General features: G+C 69.9%; 11 protein-coding genes. 5 read left to right on the top strand and 6 right to left on the bottom strand.

The features are described from left to right. The first annotated feature begins 7 nt into the window (after window positions 1–7). Complete coding sequence (locus AC2XR2_RS37715; protein WP_491518567.1) at window positions 8–1,003, top strand: glycoside hydrolase family 43 protein; 996 nt, start codon at window positions 8–10, stop codon at window positions 1,001–1,003. On the opposite strand, the gene AC2XR2_RS37710 is transcribed toward AC2XR2_RS37715, so the two are convergent. The 5 genes from AC2XR2_RS37710 to AC2XR2_RS37690 are packed head-to-tail and all read right to left on the bottom strand — an operon-like array spanning window position 993 to window position 8,164. Further along, the gene (locus AC2XR2_RS37710) at window positions 993–3,137 is read right to left on the bottom strand and encodes a glycoside hydrolase family 127 protein (RefSeq protein ID WP_491517520.1); all 2,145 of its coding nucleotides are present in this window, start codon (window positions 3,135–3,137) and stop codon (window positions 993–995) included. The genes AC2XR2_RS37715 and AC2XR2_RS37710 overlap by 11 nt on opposite strands. Before the next feature lie 25 nt (window positions 3,138–3,162). Further along, complete coding sequence (locus tag AC2XR2_RS37705) at window positions 3,163–5,040, bottom strand: glycoside hydrolase family 127 protein (protein ID WP_491517519.1); 1,878 nt, start codon at window positions 5,038–5,040, stop codon at window positions 3,163–3,165. A 4-nt stretch (window positions 5,041–5,044) separates the two neighbouring features. Next, the gene (locus tag AC2XR2_RS37700) at window positions 5,045–5,866 is read right to left on the bottom strand and encodes a carbohydrate ABC transporter permease (protein WP_330263186.1); all 822 of its coding nucleotides are present in this window, start codon (window positions 5,864–5,866) and stop codon (window positions 5,045–5,047) included. 14 nt (window positions 5,867–5,880) lie between these two features. Next, window positions 5,881–6,843, bottom strand: coding sequence for a carbohydrate ABC transporter permease (locus AC2XR2_RS37695; RefSeq protein WP_491517518.1), 963 nt, complete (start codon window positions 6,841–6,843; stop codon window positions 5,881–5,883). A gap of 1 nt (window position 6,844) precedes the next feature. Next, complete coding sequence (locus AC2XR2_RS37690) at window positions 6,845–8,164, bottom strand: ABC transporter substrate-binding protein (protein WP_491517517.1); 1,320 nt, start codon at window positions 8,162–8,164, stop codon at window positions 6,845–6,847. A 186-nt stretch (window positions 8,165–8,350) separates the two neighbouring features. On the opposite strand from AC2XR2_RS37690, the gene AC2XR2_RS37685 reads away from it, so the two are divergent. From AC2XR2_RS37685 to AC2XR2_RS37675, 3 genes are all read left to right on the top strand, one after another. Then, window positions 8,351–9,379, top strand: coding sequence for a LacI family DNA-binding transcriptional regulator (locus AC2XR2_RS37685; protein WP_381295692.1), 1,029 nt, complete (start codon window positions 8,351–8,353; stop codon window positions 9,377–9,379). A gap of 124 nt (window positions 9,380–9,503) precedes the next feature. After that, on the top strand, window positions 9,504–12,776 hold the full coding sequence (locus AC2XR2_RS37680; protein ID WP_491517516.1) for a discoidin domain-containing protein: 3,273 nt from the start codon (window positions 9,504–9,506) through the stop codon (window positions 12,774–12,776). Continuing rightward, window positions 12,773–14,263 (top strand): family 43 glycosylhydrolase, encoded by a 1,491-nt coding sequence (locus tag AC2XR2_RS37675; protein WP_491517515.1) that lies wholly within the window; start codon window positions 12,773–12,775, stop codon window positions 14,261–14,263. The genes AC2XR2_RS37680 and AC2XR2_RS37675 overlap by 4 nt, the downstream gene beginning before the upstream one ends. 7 nt (window positions 14,264–14,270) lie before the next feature. On the opposite strand, the gene AC2XR2_RS37670 is transcribed toward AC2XR2_RS37675, so the two are convergent. Further along, the gene (locus tag AC2XR2_RS37670; RefSeq protein ID WP_381295686.1) at window positions 14,271–14,927 is read right to left on the bottom strand and encodes a GntR family transcriptional regulator; all 657 of its coding nucleotides are present in this window, start codon (window positions 14,925–14,927) and stop codon (window positions 14,271–14,273) included. A gap of 95 nt (window positions 14,928–15,022) precedes the next feature. On the opposite strand from AC2XR2_RS37670, the gene glyA reads away from it, so the two are divergent. Then, window positions 15,023–16,324, top strand: coding sequence for a serine hydroxymethyltransferase (glyA, locus tag AC2XR2_RS37665; RefSeq protein WP_491517514.1), 1,302 nt, complete (start codon window positions 15,023–15,025; stop codon window positions 16,322–16,324). The last annotated feature ends 29 nt before the right edge of the window (window positions 16,325–16,353 follow it).

Raw genomic sequence — 16,353 nt, 5'->3', positions numbered from 1 at the left:
GCCCGACATGCCGTTGCACGATCCGTTCGTCGTCGCGGACGAAAAGACCCGGACGTACTACCTCTACACGTCCAACGAACCGTCCGTGTCGGGGGTGGAGGGGGTCGGGACGATGGTCTACCGCAGTCGCGACCTGCGGGAGTGGACGCGGCCCGTGGTGGTGTTCCGGACCGACGAGCAGGAGGGGCTCTGGGCGCGGGACGGCGGCTGGGCGCCGGAGGTGCACGCCTGGGGCGGCAGGTACTACCTGTTCACCACGCTGCACGACGAGAGCCGTGAGCTGCCGGTGCCGCCTGTCGGGCGGTGGGGCATGCCCTTCCAGTTGCCGAACCACGCGCGCGGCACGATCACCGCCGTGTCCGGCTCGTTGCTGGGCCCCTTCACCGTCGTCGACCCGACCGGTCCCACCCCGCCCGCGCGGCTCATGACGCTCGACGGCACGCTGTACGTCGATCCGGCCGGGCAGCCCTGGATGGTGTACGCGCACGAGTGGCTCCAGACCGTCGACGGGACCATGGAGGCCATCCGGTTGGCCCCGGATCTCACCGGGACGATCGGTGACCCCGTCTTCCTGTTCAAGGGCTCGGACGCGTCCTGGCTCGGCGAGCAGATCCCCGCGGGTGTACCGCACCAGCTCGCGCCCTACGTCACCGACGGCCCGCAGCTCCACCGCACCCCTGACGGCGCCCTCCTCATGCTGTGGTCGACGTACGAGAAGAACACGGCCGGTGCGGACGGCACCGTCAGCGGTGGTTACGTGCAGACCTACGCGGTCTCCAAGTCGGGTGAGCTCAAAGGGCCTTGGGAGCAGCGCCGGCCGCTGGTCCGGGACGACAGCGGGCACGGCATGCTGTTCCGGGCCTTCGACGGCCGGCTGCTGATGATCCTGCACCGTCCCTTCGAGAACGCGCGCGGGAAGCTGTACGAGATGGCCGTCGAAGGCGATGACCTGCGGGTGGTACGGCAGTGCACCGAACTCGACGGCGGCGAACTCAGCGTCTGAGTCCCGCGTTCTGCGCGGCGGTGATCACACGGTCCCGTTCCGCCGCGCTCAACAGCCCCTCGGCGAGCCAGACTTCGGCCAGCGTGCGCACCGCCTGGACGAACGCTGTCGAGGACGCGAAGGGCGCCTGTGCCCACAGCACATCGAGGAAGGTCAGGCCGTCGCCACGCGTCCGGTTCGGGACGCCCGAGTCGCGGCCACCGAAGACGACGACCGGCTCGGTCCGCCTGAAGTAGGCGTGGTAGCGGGTGGTGTCCGCGATGTGGAAGGGGGCCAGGGTGAGGCCGTGGGTGGTGAAGTGCTGAGGGCGGCCCTCGGGACGGATCGCGTCGGCGAGATCACCGCGGAGCGTGAAGTCCTTGTAGAAGGAGAACGCCCGCAGGGAGGTGGCCGGGCTCTGCGCGACCAGGAGGACCGGGCCGTGGAAGAGCGACTGCACGGTGGGATCGTCCAACGCCCGCTCGACGCGCAGCCGGTAGGGCGTGGAGACACCGACCCGGTCGCCGGCCCGCCAGTCCCGGTTCAGGCTGACATGGCTGCCGGGCACCGCCGGGACCGGCTGCCGCACCCCGTTGACCGTGACGGTGACGCCTGCCGTGGCCCAGGAGGGGATGCGGAGTCGCAGGTCCAGCCGTCCGCCGCCCTCACGGAAGGTGAGGGTGCGAACTCCCTCGTACGGATAGGTACTTGTCTGTTCGAGGACGATTCCGCGTTCCGGCCAGCGCAGGGTGGAGGCGAGGTACAGGTTGACGTAGAGCGTGCCGCCGTCGGCGGAGCGGAAGTAGATCGAGTCCTGGTACTTGGTGTGGTTCTCCATGCCGGTGCCGCCGCAGCAGGTACCGGTGTTGTCGTACTCGCGGACGACTCCCGGGCCCATCCCGACGAAGTAGGTGACCTCCGGGCTGCTCGTGCTGGGCGTGTCGCGGCGGGAGGCGAGGATGTGGTTGGTCAGGCCCCGTTCGTAGTAGTCCGCGTACTGGGGGTCCGGGTCCCGGAAGAAGAGCTGACGGCTCAGCTTGAGCATGTTGTACGTGGCGCAGGTCTCGGCGTTGTTGTCGCCCAGGGTGGCCGCGATGGCGCCCCGGGCCCGGAACATCTCGCCCTGTCCGGTGCCGCCCAGGCTGTAGGTGCGGGGGCCGGCGACCATGCCCCAGAAGGTGCGGGCCGCGGCGGCGTACCGCGCCTCCCCCGTCTCGTCGAAGAGCCGTAGGTAGCCGGTGAACTGGGGGATGTGCTGGTTGGCGTGGCGCCCGTCGAGGATGTCGCGGTTCTGCGAACAGGCCTCCAGGAGGGCGGTGTTGTCGAAGCAGCGGGCGGCGGCGAGGTGTTCGGGCCGTCCGGTGAGGGTGTGGAGGTCCGCCAGCACCTCGTTCATTCCGCCGTACTCACCGGCGATGTAGATCGACCACATGCGCTCCAACTGGGCCTTCGGCAACCGGGACAGGCGGCTGTGCACCCAGTCCCCCATCGCCGAGGCGATCCGCAGCGCCTGCTGGTTCCCGCCCAGCGTGTGCGCGTCGAGGAGACCGCGCATGATCTTGTGGCAGGTGTAGTACGGCGCCCAGATGGTGGGGTACGTCGTGTAGCTCTCCAGCAGGATGAACTGGGTCTCCGGGTACGCCGCCAGATAGCCGGGGTGGCTCGGCCTCGGTGAGCCGTGCTCCGCGAAGGCCTGCTGGCACTCCCCGAGGGCGGTGACCAGGTGGTCGAGCTTGGTCTTGAGGGCGGCTTCCCCGGTGCCGGCGTACGCCTGGGCGATCAGCGAGAGGAAGTGGCCGCCGTAGTGTCCGCGCAGGTTCCCGTCGGCGGTCTCCCAGCCACCGGGCGGACGGGCGCCACGGGTGTCGAGCCCGGCGTTGGCCCGGAACACCGCCAGGATGCGGTCGGCCGGGTAGGAGCGGGCGTAGTCGAGCATGAGATCCCGCTTGCGGCGGAACACGCCGTCACCGAGGGTGACTTGGTCGAGGGGGAAGGGGTGGACAGCCCAGGCGGCCGGGGTCGCCGCGTAGTCAGGCGTGGCCAGCGGGGCAGCGGTCGCGGTGGTGGCCGCGCTCGCTGTGGACGCGCTGACCGTGGCCGCGGTGCCCGCTGCGGCGAGGCCTAACACACGTCTGCGTGTGGGGGGTCGGTACATGCTCGGTCTCCGATCGTCGGATTCGTCAGCGGGGGGTCGTCGGCAGCCACACCCGCATCGTCGAAGGACCCCGGTTCGCCCAGGAGTTGTACGGCACCAGCGCGATCCCGCGCTCTTCGGCGGCGGGAACCCCGGCCCGGTCCAGCGGCTGGTAGGGCCATGCCCGAGTGGGTGGCTCGGCCAGCTCACCCGGCACCACGACCGTGCCGTCCGGCCCGTCCACCGGCTCGGCGGCCGGATCCACCCGTACGGTGTCGACGTCCCGCCCGTCCGGCAGGTCCACGGACTCGGCGCAGTACACGAGGGGGCCGCGCTGGACGGCGACCGTGCCGCGCACCGCGTCGACGCGGGGGTCCGGGACGATCCAGCGCGGGGCGACGGGCAGTTCGAGCCGGATCTCGTCGCCGGGGCGGAAGACGCGGGTGACCGTGGCCGTGCCCGGGGTGACCGCGCGGCGGGTCCCGTCCGTGTCGACCAGCGTGGCCTCGGCGCCCGCCGCCCAGGCGGGGACGCGCAGGGACAGCGTCCAGGGATGGTCCGGAGCCCGGGTGACCCGCACGGTCACGGTTCCGCCGGACGGGTAGTCGGTGCGGACGCTCAGGCCGGCCGCGCCCACCGAGATCTCCGCGTCGGCGTACTGGTGGAGCTGGACGCCCCCGTCGTCCGTCGTGGCGAGGTAGGTGGGCAGCAGGGCCAGGGTGCGGGCCACGTTGGTCGGGCAGCAGGACACCGCGAACCAGGGGGCGCGCAGGCCGGATTCGGCGCGCGGGCTCTCGGCGTCCGGCGCGGGGACGGTGCCGCGTCGGCGGCGGTGCAGGGTGTTGGCGTAGAAGAAGGAGCGGCCGTCCGCGGAGGGTGAGGTCGCGACGACGTTGAACAGGGTCCGCTCGGCGAGGTCGGCGAAGCGTGGTTCGCCGGTGGCGAGGAGGAGCCGCCAGCTGAGCATCACCGAGGCGACGGCGGCGCAGGTCTCCGAGTAGGCGCGGTCGGGCGGCAGGACGAAGTCGTCGCCGAAGGACTCGTCGCGGTGGTGGGAGCCCATGCCACCGGTCAGATAGGTACGGCGGGCGACCGTGGCCTCCCACTGCCGTACGACGGCCGCGAGGAGTTGTTCGTCGCCCGTCTCCACGGCCACGTCGACCGCGCCGGCGGCGAGGTAGAGGGCGCGGACGGCGTGGCCGCGCAGGACCGTCGCCTGCCGTACCGGGATGTCGTCCTGGTAGTAGGCGCGGCCGAACTCGCCGTCGGCGAGGGTGCCCCGGCCTCGGCGGTCGACGAAGAGGGCGGCCTGGTCGAGGTAGCGCTGTTCGCCGGTGGCGCGGGCCAGTTCGACCAGGGCCGTCTCGATCTCGGGGTGGCCGCAGACGCCTTCGACGCCCCCGGGGCCGAAGGCGGCGCACACGTGGTCGGCGGCGCGTCGAGCGATCTTCGCCAGCTCGCCCTCGCCCCGGGTGCGGATCTGCGCGACCCCGGCCTGGATCAAGTGGCCGTAGCAGTACAGCTCGTGGCCCCATTCGAGGTCGCTGTAGCGGGCCTGCTGGCCGGGGCGGCCGAAGTGGGTGTTGAGGTAGCCGTCGGGTTCCTGGGCGGCGGCGATCGCCTCGGTGACCGGGTCGAACCCGACGCCCGCCCAGGTCATCGCCTCGAGCAGTTTGTAGACGTCGGAGTCGGCGAACTCCCGTCCGCGCCGGGCCTCCACGGGTGCGGTGAAGTTGCCGGTCCAGCCGACGCGGTCCACCCACTCCCGGCAGTGGTCGAGGGTCGCGGTGGCGTTGACCTCCCGGCGCCCGGCCCAGAAGCCGCCGGTGATCCGGACCTCGTCGAGGCCGAGCGGGCGTAGCCGGCCGCGGCTCGGCGCCACCGGTACGACAGGAGCTGTGTGCGCCTTCGCATCAGGCTTCAACGCGTCATCCCTTCAGGGCACCGGACATGAATCCGCGCACGTAGTGCCGTTGCAGTAGCAGGAACACGAGGAGACAGGGCACGGCGAGGACCACCACGCCCGCCTCGGTGGCGCCGTAGTCGACGGCGCCCATGCTCTGTTGCCGCAGGTTGGCGACGGCCAGCGGCAGGGGCGCCTTCTCGCTGTCCGAGATGAGGATCAGCGGGGCGATGAAGTCGTTCCAGGCGGCGAGGAAGGCGAACAGGCCGACGGTGATCAGACCCGGTCGGACCGCCGGGAGCAGCACCCGGCGCAGGGCGCCCGCCGTGCCGCAGCCGTCGACGAGGGCGGACTCCTCGAGTTCGCGCGGGACGGCCTCGAAGGAGATCCGCATCATGAAGGTGGCGAACGGGAGTTGGAACATGGCAAGGACCAGGCTCAGCCCGATCAGGGAGTTCTGCAGGTGCAGCCGGCCGAGGAGGACGTAGAGGGGGATGAGGAGGGTGGCGTACGGGACCATGAGGATGGCCAGGGTCAGCAGGAACAGCAGGTTCTTGCCGGGGAATTGGAAGCGGGCGAAGGCGTAGCCGCCGAGCAGGGACACTCCGACGGTCAGGGCGACCGTGAGGGCCGAGACGACGGTCGAGTTGAGGAGGTAGCGCCACAGGCCGGCGTCGTAGTCGAGCAGGGTGCGGTAGTTGCCGAGGCCGTAGCCGGACTCCTGGGCGGTGCCGGGCTGGGCGCTCACCGAGGCCCAGGTGTTCCACAGCAGCGGGAAGAGGAAGATGACGGCGAGGCCGCCGGCGACGACGTAGTAGGGCGTACGGGCGAGCGTTCGGGTGGGCACGGCGAGGTCCCTCCTCATGACTCGTCGGCGTGGCGCAGTCCGCGGAACTGGAGGGCGTTGAGGAGCAGCAGCGCGGCCAGGACGAGGATCGAGAGGGCCGCCGCCGTCCCGAGGTCGAGCCGCTGGAAGGCCTCCCGGTAGATCAACTGCACCACTGTCACCGTGCTGTTGTCGGGTCCGCCCTTGGTGAGGACGAAGAACTGGTCGAAGGCGAGCAGGGATCCGGTCACGCACAGCAGCAGGGACAGTGCGAGGGACGGTCGCAGCAGGGGCAGCGTGACGGACCGGAAGATCTGGCCGCGGCCGGCGCCGTCCATGCGGGCGGCCTCGTACAGCTCGTGCGGGATGCGCTGGAGGCCGACCAGCAGGATCAGCATGTAGAACCCGGCGAACTTCCACACGACGAGGAACACCGTCGACAGCAGGGCGGAGGTCGGTGTGCCGAGGAAGGACACCGGCCCGTCGACCAGTCCGAGTTTCTCCAGGGGGCGGCTGAGGGGGCCGGTGGTCGGGCTGTACATGCCCCAGAAGAGGAGGGAGGCCGACGCCAGCCCGAGGGCGCCCGGCAGGAAGTAGACCGTGCGGAAGAAGCCGGTGCCGGGGCGGGACTCCTGCACCAGCAGGGCGAGGAGGAGCGCGAGTCCGAGGAGGACGACGGTGACGATGCCCGTGTAGAGGAGCGTGAAGCGGACGGCGGGCCAGAACAGGGTGCTGTCGGTGACGTCCGTGTAGTTCTCGGGGGCGTTGCCGCCCCGGTCCCCGGCGAGCAACGGCCAGTCGTGCAGCGACATCTGGCCGACGAGGAGCAGCGGGAGGACGAAGAAGAGGGCGACGAACGCGGCTGTCGGGGCGGCGTAGCCGAGGCCCTGGAGGGTGCGGGAGTAGCGGGAGAGCCACCGTCGCGCGCGGCGACGGGGCGGTGGGTCCGTCCGGACCGGGGGTTCGACACTCACCCGGTCCGGTGTCCTCACCTGCATGTCAGTCGCCCAGGGAGGCGGTGACGGCCTCGTTGTCCTTGTCGACCTTGGCCGCGTCCCCGAAGACGGCGTCGCGCATCAGGGTCAGCCAGGGTCCGTTGGGGTCGTTGAAGGTCTGGCCGAACTTCAGGGCGTAAGGGGTACGGCCGTCCGCGACCAGCTGGTTGATGGTGACCAGGCGCGGATCCGCCTCGGAGTACTTGTTGGACGCGAGGTCGGTGCGCGCGACCACGTCCTTGTGCGCGGCGACCACGTCGACCTGTGCCTCGTCGCCCACGGACCAGGCGAGGAAGTTCCAGGCCTGGTCGGCCTTGTCGCTGGTGGCGGAGATGCCGATGGCGTCACCGCCGACGAAGGTGGACTTTCCGCCGTCGGGTCCGGGGATCGGGGCGACGCCGAGGTCGAGGTCCTTGGGCATCAGGCCCAGGGTCGTCGAGGGCATCGGCATCACGCCGACCTTGCCCTTCGGGAAGACGCCGGTCCAGGTCACTCCGGTCTCGTCGCGGGCGCCGGGGGCCACGATGTCGTCCTGGACCCAGCCGCGGTAGGTGTCGTAGACCTTCTTGGCGGTGCCGGAGGCGAGGTCGGCCTCGGTGCCGTCCTTGTTCAGTACGTCGTCGCCGGCGGCCCAGATCGACGGCCACCAGGTGAAGACACCGCAGCCGCCGCAGTTGCCGCCGAAGAAGGTACCGTTGACGCCCCCGCCCAACTTGTCGACGGCGCGCGCCTGTTGGTCCCATTCGGCGAGCGTGCTGGGCGGCTTCTCGGGGTCGAGCTTCGCCTTGCGGTAGAGGTCCTTGTTGTAGAAGAGCACCGACAGGTCGAGGGTGTGCGGGACGACGTACTTCTTGCCGTCGTAGGTGCCCGCCTTGATGTGCGACTGGGCGAGGTCGTCGGCGAAGGGCAGGGCGCCGATCCGGTCGGTGAGGTCGGCGAAGAGCCCGCTGGAGGTGTAGTTCGGGACGAACACCACGTCGGAGGCGAAGAGATCGGGGAGGTCCTTCGACCCGGCCGCCGCACCGACCTTGGCCTGGTAGTCGTCGGTGGGGACGACGGTCAGCTCGACCTTGTTCCTGTGCTTGGCGTTGTACGCCTTGACAAGTGCCTCGCTCTGCGGGCGGGTCGCCGCGCGGGTCCACATGGTGAGGGTGGCCCCGTCGTCGACGCCCTTGGCGTCGGCCGCGCCGCCTCCCCCTCCCCCGCCGCCCTTGTCGTCGTCGCCCGATCCGCAGGCCGTGGCCAGCGCGGCGGTGGCGATCAGGGCGACCGCCGCGGCGATCAGACGATGGATCCGTCCCGGTGACGTGGTCGGGCTCCCCATGACGATCCCCCTTCGTGACGAGCACCCGGAAGAAACGAGCCGAAAAGGCTTTCGTCAAGCTAGAGCCGAGCTGAGGGCGCGTCAATCCCTTGTGCAGCGACACGAGTTCAGGTGGGCGGCCGAAAATTCTCGCGTACGGTTGAGACCACGTGACGCCAGACACGTGACGCAGGACAGGAGACCCGCATGACATCCGCCCCCGGCCCCTCTCGTGCGCACACCGCCACCCTCACCGACGTCGCCCGGCTGGCCGGCGTCTCGGTGGCCACCGCCTCCAAGGCCCTCAACGGCCGCAGCCAGGTGCGCGCCGAGACCCGGCAGCGGGTGATCGAGGCGGCCGAGCGGCTGTCGTTCCGGCCCAACCAGCTGGCCCGCGGTCTGCTCGCCGGGCGGACCGGCACCGTCGGACTGCTCACCAGCGACCTGGAGGGCAGGTTCAGCATCCCGATCCTGATGGGCGCCGAGGACGCCTTCGGCGCGGGCGAGGTCGCGGTGTTCCTGTGCGACGCGCGCGGTGACGCGATCCGCGAGCAGCACCATGTGCGCGCGCTCCTCGGACGCCGGGTCGACGGACTGATCGTGGTGGGCAGCAGGACCGATCCGCGCCCTTCCCTCGGCCGTGACCTGCCCGTTCCCGTCGTGTACGCCTACGCCCCCTCGGACGATCCGGCGGACCTGTCGATCGTGCCCGACAACGTGGACGCGGGCCGGATCGCGGTCGAGCACCTGCTGGCCTGCGGCCGCACCCGGATCGCGCACATCACCGGCGACCCGGGCTATCTCGCGGCGCGGGACCGGGCGGACGGGGCCCGGGCGGCGCTCGCGGCGGCGGGGCTGGACTTCGTCGGGGAGCCACGGTTCGCGGAGTGGTCCGAGGGGTGGGGGCGGGCCGGTACCGCGATGCTGCTGGAGCGGCATCCCGAGGTGGACGCGGTGCTCTGCGGGAGCGATCAGATCGCGCGCGGGGTCATCGAGATCCTGCGGGAGCGCGGGCACAAGGTGCCGGAGGACGTGGCGGTGATGGGCTTCGACAACTGGCAGATCCTGACCTCCGCCTCCAGGCCGCAGCTGACGAGCGTCGACATGAACCTGGAGCAGGTCGGGCGGGCGGCGGCGCAGGCGTTGTTCGGGGCGATCGCGGGCGCTCCGCGGGCGGGGGTGGAGACGCTGCCCTGCCGGGTGGTGATCCGGGGGTCCACGGCTCACCTGTCCTGAACCGCACCCCTCCCGAACTGGGGGCCCAACGACCTCTCTTGACACTCCATCAGCTCGCTCCTACGTTGCGAAAACCTTTTAGGCATTTTCCGCCACAGGTCGTTTCGGCAAAGGGGAGCATCCGATGCGAAGACGAACAGAGCCCATCCTCCAGCGCCTCCTCGTGGTCCTGACCCTCCTGCTCTGTTCCGTCTCCCTCGCGGCCCCCGCTCGCGCCGCGCAGACCATCGGCTTCCCCACCTTCACCGGGCCCGCGATCCCGGCGCCGCCCGTCGCCCAGACCACCGGCGACATGATGCGGGCGATCTACGACGCGGAGAGCTCGGGCACCGACTTCTGGATGGACCGCCTGCTGGCCCGCACCGGCGACGACCCGGCGGGGCCCTGGCTGATGAGCCGTGGCCGTGCCCTCTTCATGAAGGAGCACAACCCCGCCCAGCTCGGCTTCGGCGGCAAGGTCGCCTACTGGGAGAGCATCAACGACAACAGCGCCTACACGGTCGCGATCACCCCGGGCACGTTCACCGAGCAGGTCTCCCAGCGCCGCCAGACGCCCAGCCACTGGAAGAGCGTCCACACCAGCGGCTCGGTCTCGGTCGAGCAGACCAAGTTCATCACCGACAACAACGTGGCCGTGACCAACCTGGCCATCAAGAACAACGGCGGCAGCTCGACCACCCTGCAACTGCGGGCCACGTCGCCGTACGCCACGACAGGCACCGGCAGCGAGCTGACCGGCCAGGTCAACGCCTACAACAACCTCACCACCCTTCGACCCCGCCTCACCGGCGACGGCTTCACGGTCTCCAGCGGCGGGTTGAACCGCTCGGTGACCGTCGCCGCCGGGGCCACGGTGACCGCCAAGGTGGTGATGGGCTTCGTCACCGACGAGATCCCGGAGTCGCTGACCGAGTACAACGCCTACGCCGGCTACTCCCCCGCGACCGCCTTCGCGACCCACGTCAAGGCCTACAACCTGTGGTGGGCGCAGAACGTGCCCTACATCGACGTCCCCGAACCGGCGATCAAGAAGAGCATCTACTACCGCTGGTGGCTGATGCGTTTCAACAACCTCGACGCGGACATCCCCGGCCAGACCTTCCAGTTCCCGACCTCCACGGAGGGCGTCCTCGGCTACAACAACGCGATCGCGCTCACCCAGCCGATGCACATCGACGACCTCAAGTACCTGCGCAACCCGGCCTATTCGTACGGCGACTGGCTCAGCGTCGGCCAGATCTCCAAGGGCGGCCGCTTCCTCGACAACCCGGGTGACCCGGCGAACTGGTCCAACAGCTACACCCAGTACATCGCCGAGGCGGCCTGGAAGAGCTACCAGATCCACGGCGGCCAGCCCGCCATCGCGAACCAGCTCGCCCACTACGCCGAGGGCGACGTGAAGGGACAACTGGCCTACTACGACCACGACAACAACAAGCTCATCGAGTACGACTGGGGCGCCCTGACCGGCAACGACGCCGACGCCGTCTCCTTCCACTGGAAGCCCGGGAACATGGACCGCGCCGAGTCCGCCTACCAGTACAGCGGCGCCCTCGCCGCCGCGCAGGCCTACGAGGCGACCGGCAACACGGCCAAGGCGACGGAGATGCGCACCCTGGCGAACCAGATCAAGGACGCCATCGTCAACGTCCTCTGGAACCCCAACCGGCAGCTGTTCGAGCACCGGTTGAAGTCGACCAACGAGTGGGTGCCCTGGAAGGAGATCAACAACTACTACCCGTTCTCGGTCGGCGCGGTCCCCAACACCGCTACGTACAAGCAGGCGTTGCGCCTGTACGACGACCCGGCCCAGTACCCCGTCTTCCCGTTCTACACGGCCAACCAGGTCGACAAGAAGGCCGCCGCCGACGCGGGCGAGCCCGGATCCAACAACTTCTCGACCATCAACTCCACGGTCCAGTTCCGGCTCTACTCCTCGGTGCTGCGCAACTACCCCAACTCCTGGATGAACGCGACCGACTACAAGAAGCTCCTCTACTGGAACGCCTGGGCGCAGTACGTCGGCGGCAACACCCAGTGGCCGGACGCCAACGAGTTCTGGGCCGACTGGAACGGCAGCGCGATCACCTACCGCTCCTGGATCCACCACAACATCCTCGGCAGCAGCAACTGGACCCTGATCGAGGACGTGGCGGGCCTCAGGCCCCGCAACGACAACAAGGTCGAGCTCTCCCCCATCGACATCGGCTGGGACCACTTCACGGTGAACAACCTCCGCTACCGGGGCGCCGACCTGTCGATCGTCTGGGACGATCCGACCGACGGTGTGGTGCGCTACCCGGGCATCCCGGAGGGCTACTCGGTCTACGTCAACGGCAACCGGGTCGCCACGGTCGCCTCCCTGGTGCCCCTCACCTGGGACCCGGCCACCGGTGACGTCACCACGAGTGGCACGGTCACCCACCACACGGCCGTCGCCGGGCTCAAGGCGCCGAACCAGGTCGTGCAGGACAGCCCCCGCATGGTCGACATGCTCGCCAAGGCGGGCGTCGACCTCACCGCCGACCTGACCAACCTCGCCGCCGGGGCGACCGTGTCCGCCTCCTCCACCGGTTCCGGGAGCAGCGCCGCCGGGGCGGTCGACGGCTATCCCACCAACGAACCGTTCTGGGGCGCGGGGGGATCGGCCGCCCAGGACTGGTACGAGCTGAACTTCGGCACCAGCCGCACGCTCAACGAGGTGCGGCTGTACTTCAAGGACAGCCGTCCGGCCTCGACCACCTATCGAGCTCCGTCGGCGTACACCGTCCAGTACTACAACGGCAGTTCATGGGTGGACGCCCCGAGCCAGACGAAGAGTCCGGCCGCGCCGCGCGCCAACTACAACCTGGTGAGGTTCCCGGCCGTCAGCGCCCAGCGCATCAGGGTCCTGGCCACCAACGCCTCCGGCGCCAGGACGGGCCTGACCGAGGTCAAGGTGTACAACCGGGGCGGGGTCCAGCCACCGGCCAACCAGGCGACCTCGGCCACCGCGTCGGCGTCGTACACCTCCGCCTGGGAGAGCGTCAACGCGGTCAACGACGGCATCGACCCGCCCTCCTCCAACGACACCGTCAATCCGCGCTGGGGCACCTGGCCGGAGACGGGTCAGCAGTGGGCGGAACTGACCTGGCCCGCCGCGAAGACCCTGAACCGGGCCGACGTGTACTTCTTCGACGACGACCAGGGCATCGACATGCCGGCCTCCTGGAAGCTCCAGTACTGGAACGGCAGCGCGTACGTCGACGTGCCGGGCGCGAGCGGCTATCCGCTGGCCAAGAACCAGTACAACAGCGTCACCTTCACCGCCACGAACACCACCCGGCTGCGGGTGCTGCTCACGAGCAACGGCACGAACTCCGTCGGCCTCCTCGAAGCAAAGGTGTACGGCCCGTGACCAGATGCAGACTCTTCCTGGCGCTGCTCGTGCTGGCGACGGCCTTCCTCGTCGCACCGTCGGCGCCCGCGTCCGCCGCCGTGAGCTTCAGCTCGACGGCCGTCAACCAGAACGGCGGCAACTGCCTGGACCTTCCCGGGAGTTCGACCACAGCCGGCGCTCAACTCCGGGCGTTCACCTGCTCGTCGGGAGCCAACCAGAACCTCTCCTACACCCCCGTCTCCGGCACGAGCGACACGTACACGATCACCACGCAGTCCGGTCAGTGCGTGGACGTCCACGGCGCCTCCACCGCGGACAACGCGGCGATCATCCAGTGGCCCTGCCACGGCGGCACCAACCAGCAGTGGCGGCTCGCCCCCGTGACGGTCGCGGGTGCGGACAAGACCTTCAACCTGGTCTCCGTCAGCTCCGGCAAGTGCGTGGCGCCGAGCGGAGGTTCGTCGGCGTCCAACACCAACCTGGTCCAACTGCCGTGCTCCACCAGCGGCGGCAGGGTGTGGCGGCTGCCCTCCTTCACCGGCGGCGGCACCACGCCGGGCACCTTCGCCAACCCGCTCTCGCAGCACGGGCCCGACCCCTGGCTGACGTACTACAACGGCTCCTACTACCTCGCCACGACCACCTGGAACTCGACGGTCACCATGCGCAGGGCCAGCACCCTCGCCGGGCTCGCCACCGCCGCCGACCAGGTGATCTTCAACCTGACCCGGCCCAACGGGGCCGGCACGATGTGGGCGCCGGAGTTCCACCTGCTCGACGGCCCCAACGGCAAGCGCTGGTACTTCTACTACACGGCCGGGCGGGAGCCGTACGACCTCGGGACCCAGCGGATCCACGTGCTGGAGAGCGCGGGTCTGGACCCGATGGGCCCCTACAGCTTCAAGGCCGACCTGCTCGACCCGACCCAGGACAACACCTGGGAACTGGACCCGAGCATCCTGCAACTCAACGGACAGCTCTATCTGTTGGGCACCTTCTACAACGGTTCGCAGCCCATGTTCATCCGGCCGCTGTCGAACCCGTGGACCGCGAGCGGCACCCGGCGGGTGCTGTCCACGCCGACCTACAGCTGGGAGACCGTGGGCGGCGCGGTCAACGAGGGCGCCGAGGTGCTCCAGCGGGGCGGCAAGACCTTCATCGTCTACTCGGCCAGCCACTGCTCCACGCCCGACTACAAGTTGGGCATGCTCACCTACAACGGCGGTGACCCGCTGAACTCCTCGTCCTGGGTGAAGTCACCGAACCCGGTGTTCCAGCGGTCCAACGCCAACGGGGTCTACGGCCCGGGCCACAACGGCTTCTTCAAGTCACCGGACGGCACCGAGGACTGGATGGTGTACCACGCCAACAGCTCCCCGAGCGGCGGCTGCGACATGAACCGCACCACCAGGGCGCAGAAGTTCACCTGGAACGCCGACGGCACCCCGAACTTCGGCACCCCCGTGGCTCTCGGCGTCCCGCTGCCCGCACCCTCGGGCGAGTAGTCCGGGCTCAGATGGCCTCGCGCACGGCCCGCTCGAAGCCCTCCACATGGCTGCGGGCGAGCCGTGCCGCGCGGTCGGCGTCACCGGCGACGATCGCCGTGATCAGCGGGCCGTGCTCCTCGACATGGCCGGCCATGTCGGACAGCCGGTCCACGAACAGGCACCAGATGCGGGTGGCCAGGTTGTCGTGGCGGACGAGGGTGTCCTCCAGGTACGGATTGTGCGTGGCGGTGTAGACGGCCCGGTGGACCCGGAGGTCCAGGCGCATCAGCTCGGCGGGGTTCCGGCCGGGCGCGTCCTCGTCCAGTTCGGCCCGGAGTGCCGTCAGGTTCGCCCGGTCGGCGGCCGTGGCGCGCCGCGCGGCCTGGGCCGCGGCCAGGGGTTCGAGTTCCTGGCGCACCTCGGAGATATGGGCCAGGTCGGTGATGTTGACCTCGGTGGCGAAGGTACCGCGCCGGGGATAGGTGGTGATCAGGCGTTCGTACTGGAGCCGCTTGAGCGCCTCGCGCACCGGGGTGCGGCCGACACCGAGGGACTGTCCGAGCTGCTCCTCGTTGATGGGCGCTCCGGGGCGGATCTCCAGCATGACGAGCCGGTCGCGGATGGCGCGGTACGCGCGCTCGGCGAGCGACAGCTCCTCGACCTCCGCCGCGGCCTGCTGCATGGACGCCCCCTTGACCTGTCGGATGAGCTCCCATACTTTACCGCAGAGGTTGATATATCAGTTGCCCATGAGTTGGCTCTCAGGATGGTGCACAGATGGCAACGAGTACGTCGCTCACCACGCCCACCTCCCCCCTCTCCCTCCCGCTCGACGAACTCGACCCGGAGATCGCCGCCGCGGTGGCCGCCGAACTGCACCGCCAGCAGTCCACCCTCGAGATGATCGCCTCGGAGAACTTCGCCCCGGCCGCGGTCATGGAGGCGCAGGGCTCGGTCCTGACCAACAAGTACGCCGAGGGCTACCCGGGCCGCCGCTACTACGGCGGCTGTGAACACGTCGACGTCGTCGAACGGTTGGCCATCGCCCGGGTCCGTGAGCTCTTCGGCGCCGAGGCCGCGAACGTCCAGCCGCACTCGGGTGCCCAGGCCAACGCGGCCGCGATGTTCGCCCTGTTGCAGCCCGGCGACACCATCCTCGGGCTCGACCTGGCGCACGGCGGGCATCTGACCCACGGCATGCGGCTCAACTACTCCGGCAAGCTCTACAACGTGGTGCCGTACCACGTCCGTGAGTCCGACCTGCGCGTCGACATGGACGAGGTCGAACAACTCGCCCTGGCGCACCGGCCGAAGATGATCGTGGCGGGCTGGTCGGCCTATCCCCGGCAGCTGGACTTCGCGGAGTTCCGCCGGATCGCCGACGCGGTGGGCGCGTATCTGATGGTGGACATGGCGCACTTCGCGGGCCTGGTGGCCGCGGGGCTCCATCCGAACCCGGTGCCGTACGCCGACGTCGTCACGACCACCACCCACAAGACCCTCGGCGGCCCGCGCGGCGGGGTGATCCTCAGCCGGGCCGACCTGGCCAAGAAGATCAACTCGGCGGTCTTCCCGGGTCAGCAGGGCGGCCCGCTGGAGCATGTCGTCGCGGCGAAGGCGGTGGCCTTCAAGGTGGCCGCTTCACCGGAGTTCGGGGAGCGCCAGCGGCGCACGCTGCGGGGCGCGAAGATCCTCGCGGGCCGACTGCTCGCCGACGATGTCGCCGAGGCCGGCATCACCGTCCTGACCGGCGGCACCGAAGTCCACCTGATCCTGGTCGACTTGAGGAACTCCGAGCTGGACGGCAAGCAGGCCGAGGACCGGCTGCACCGCATCGGCATCACGGTCAACCGCAACGCCGTGCCCTTCGACCCGCGCCCACCGATGATCTCCTCGGGCCTGCGCATCGGCACGCCCGCCCTGGCCACCCGCGGCTTCGGCGACGTGGAGTTCCGTGAGGTCGCCGACATCATCGCGGAGTCCCTGAAGGGCGAACGCCCCGAGGACGAACTGCGCACCCGGGTCGAGAAACTCGCCGCGGCCTTCCCGCTCTACCCGGACGGCTCCCGACGAGACTGAAGCACAGGGAAAAGGCCGTTTTCCCCTTC

The organism is Streptomyces sp. LS-MS-L19, from assembly GCF_058382285.1.
This window is presented reverse-complemented; position numbering and strand designations above follow the sequence as displayed.